Origin of the sequence: Lactobacillus hominis DSM 23910 = CRBIP 24.179 (assembly GCF_000296835.1) — a bacterium.
GTDB lineage: Bacteria > Bacillota > Bacilli > Lactobacillales > Lactobacillaceae > Lactobacillus > Lactobacillus hominis.
This window is the reverse complement of the sequence record NZ_CAKE01000006.1, coordinates 1-3,277: the sequence shown is the minus strand read 5'-3', so window position 1 is coordinate 3,277 and position 3,277 is coordinate 1. Positions and strand designations below refer to the sequence as shown.

Here is a 3,277-nt window from a genome sequence, read left to right as displayed (position 1 = left end):
AGAGTTAGTACATTGAAAACTGAATATAAACTAGCAAAAACCGAGACAATCATTGAACAGATTGTGAAAGCGACCGAGAAGAGAGAGAAACTCAACTTGAAATAGGTCAAGTAGAAAAGGGCGCATGGTGAATGCCTAGGCACTAGAAGCCGACGAAGGACGTGACGAACCACGAAAGGCTTCGGGGAGCAGTAAGTAAGCAATGATCCGGAGATATCCGAATGGGGGAACCCAGTGCGTGAAGACGCACTATCATTTATTGTTAAGATAAATGAAGGAAGACGCAGTGAACTGAAACATCTAAGTAGCTGCAGGAAGAGAAAGAAAAATCGATTTCCCGAGTAGCGGCGAGCGAAACGGAAAGAGCCTAAACCAGATGGCTTGCCATTTGGGGTTGTAGGACTGCAAAAGTAGTACTGAAAGAGATAGCAGAATTATCTGGGAAGATAAGCCAGAGAAGGTGAGAGCCCTGTAAGCGAAATCTCAGACAGACGAAGCAGGATCCTGAGTAGGCCGGGACACGAGAAATCCCGGTTGAATCTGCGAGGACCATCTCGCAAGGCTAAATACTAACTAGTGACCGATAGTGAACCAGTACCGTGAGGGAAAGGTGAAAAGAACCCCGGAAGGGGAGTGAAAGAGAACCTGAAACCATGTGCCTACAAATAGTCAAAGCACATTAAAGTGTAATGGCGTGCCTTTTGTAGAATGAACCGGCGAGTTACGTTAAGGTGCAAGGTTAAGTCGGGAAACGACGGAGCCGTAGCGAAAGCGAGTCTGAAAAGGGCGAAAGAGTATTTTGACGTAGACCCGAAACCAAGTGACCTACCCATGGCCAGGTTGAAGGTGTGGTAAAACGCACTGGAGGACCGAACCCACGTAAGTTAAAAATTGCGGGGATGAGCTGTGGGTAGCGGTGAAATTCCAAACGAACTTGGAGATAGCTGGTTCTCTCCGAAATAGCTTTAGGGCTAGCCTCGTGTGAATGATAATGGAGGTAGAGCACTGTTTGGACTAGGGGCCCGTCAGGGGTTACTGAATCCAGATAAACTCCGAATGCCAGATATCAATGCACGGGAGTCAGACTGCGAGTGATAAGATCCGTAGTCGAAAGGGAAACAGCCCAGATCACCAGTTAAGGTCCCAAAATCTATGCTAAGTGGAAAAGGATGTGGAGTTGCGTAGACAACTAGGATGTTGGCTTAGAAGCAGCCACCATTTAAAGAGTGCGTAATAGCTCACTAGTCGAGTGACGCTGCGCCGAAAATTTACCGGGGCTAAGCATAGTACCGAAACTGTGGATGCATATTTAGGTATGCGTGGTAGGAGAGCGTTCTAAGAGCGGAGAAGTTAGATCGAGAGGACTAATGGAGCGCTTAGAAGTGAGAATGCCGGTATGAGTAGCGAAAGATAAGTGAGAATCTTATCCGCCGAAAGACTAAGGTTTCCTGGGGCAGGCTCGTCCGCCCAGGGTAAGTCGGGACCTAAGGTAAGGCCGAGAGGCGTAGCCGATGGATAACAGGTAGAGATTCCTGTACTGAAACCAATCGATATGAGCGAAGGAGGGACGCAGTAGGCTAGTGACGCATGCTGTTGGAAATGCATGTGCAAGCGTTAAGAGTAAAAGCGAGTCAAATGCTTGCTTTAGAAAGCTCAAGGCGTGATGCGGAGCGAAATCAAAGTAGCGAAGGTCATGATGTCACACTGCCGAGAAAAGCTTCTAGCCAGAGAGGTTTTACCCGTACCGCAAACCGACACAGGTAGTCGAGGAGAGAATCCTCAGGTGAGCGAGAGAACTCTCGTTAAGGAACTCGGCAAAATGACCCCGTAACTTCGGGAGAAGGGGTGCTGATAGTAAAATATCAGCCGCAGTGAAAAGGCCCAAACAACTGTTTATCAAAAACACAGGTATCTGCAAAATCGTAAGATGACGTATAGGTGCTGACACCTGCCCGGTGCTGGAAGGTTAAGAGGAGAGCTTAGCGTAAGCGAAGGTTTGAATTGAAGCCCCAGTAAACGGCGGCCGTAACTATAACGGTCCTAAGGTAGCGAAATTCCTTGTCGGGTAAGTTCCGACCTGCACGAAAGGTGTAATGATTTGGGCACTGTCTCAACGAGAGACTCGGTGAAATTATAATACCCGTGAAGATGCGGGTTACCCGCGACAGGACGGAAAGACCCCATGGAGCTTTACTGTAGCTTGATATTGAGTATTTGTTAAACATGTACAGGATAGGTAGGAGCCAGAGAAAGTAGGACGCTAGTCTTACTGGAGGCAATGTTGGGATACTACCCTTGTTTGATGGATCCTCTAACTCACAGAGCTGAGCGTTCTGGAGGACAGTGTCAGGTGGGCAGTTTGACTGGGGCGGTCGCCTCCTAAAGTGTAACGGAGGCGCCCAAAGGTTCCCTCAGAATGGTTGGAAATCATTCGCAGAGTGTAAAGGTATAAGGGAGCTTGACTGCGAGAGGCACACCTCGAGCAGGGACGAAAGTCGGGCTTAGTGATCTGGTGGTACTGCATGGAAAGGCCATCACTCAACGGACAAAAGCTACCCTGGGGATAACAGGCTTATCTCCCCCAAGAGTTCACATCGACGGGGAGGTTTGGCACCTCGATGTCGGCTCGTCGCATCCTGGGGCTGAAGTCGGTCCCAAGGGTTGGGCTGTTCGCCCATTAAAGCGGCACGCGAGCTGGGTTCAGAACGTCGTGAGACAGTTCGGTCCCTATCCGTCGTGGGCGTAGGAAATTTGAGAGGAGCTGTCCTTAGTACGAGAGGACCGGGATGGACATACCGCTGGTGTACCAGTTGTCGAGCCATCGGCACAGCTGGGTAGCTATGTATGGAAGGGATAAGCGCTGAAAGCATCTAAGTGCGAAGCCCCCCTCAAGATGAGATTTCCGATGCGAAAGCAGTAAGACACCTTAAAGACGATGAGGTAGATAGGCTAGGAGTGGAAGTACAGCGATGTATGGAGCGGACTAGTACTAATCAGTCGAGCACTTGACCAAAGCGAGAGGTTTTTGTTAGGAATATATTCAGTTTTGAGTGTAAAAGCTCAAAAAGAGTACGGTGGCGATAGCAAGAAGGATACACCTGTTCCCATGCCGAACACAGAAGTTAAGCTTCTTAACGCCGAGAGTAGTTGGTGGGAAACTGCCTGCTAGGGTAGGCAGTCGCCGTGCTCTTTTTTAATATTCCGGCTTAGCTCAGTTGGTAGAGCACCTGACTGTTAATCAGGTTGTCGTCAGTTCGAGTCTGACAGCCGGAGTAAG

At 49.2% G+C, this 3,277-nt stretch carries 1 tRNA gene and 2 rRNA genes; all 3 read left to right on the top strand.

Annotated elements, in window-relative coordinates:
* Positions 1 to 104 precede the first annotated feature (104 nt).
* The 3 genes from BN55_RS04015 (at position 105) to BN55_RS04005 (ending at position 3,273) form a co-directional block, all read left to right on the top strand.
* Positions 105 to 3,013: ribosomal RNA gene (locus tag BN55_RS04015) — 23S ribosomal RNA — on the top strand.
* Positions 3,014 to 3,070: 57 nt separating this feature from the next.
* Positions 3,071 to 3,187, top strand: a 5S ribosomal RNA gene (gene rrf / locus BN55_RS04010).
* 13 nt (positions 3,188 to 3,200) lie between these two features.
* Positions 3,201 to 3,273: transfer RNA gene (locus tag BN55_RS04005), tRNA-Asn, on the top strand.
* Positions 3,274 to 3,277 lie beyond the last annotated feature (4 nt).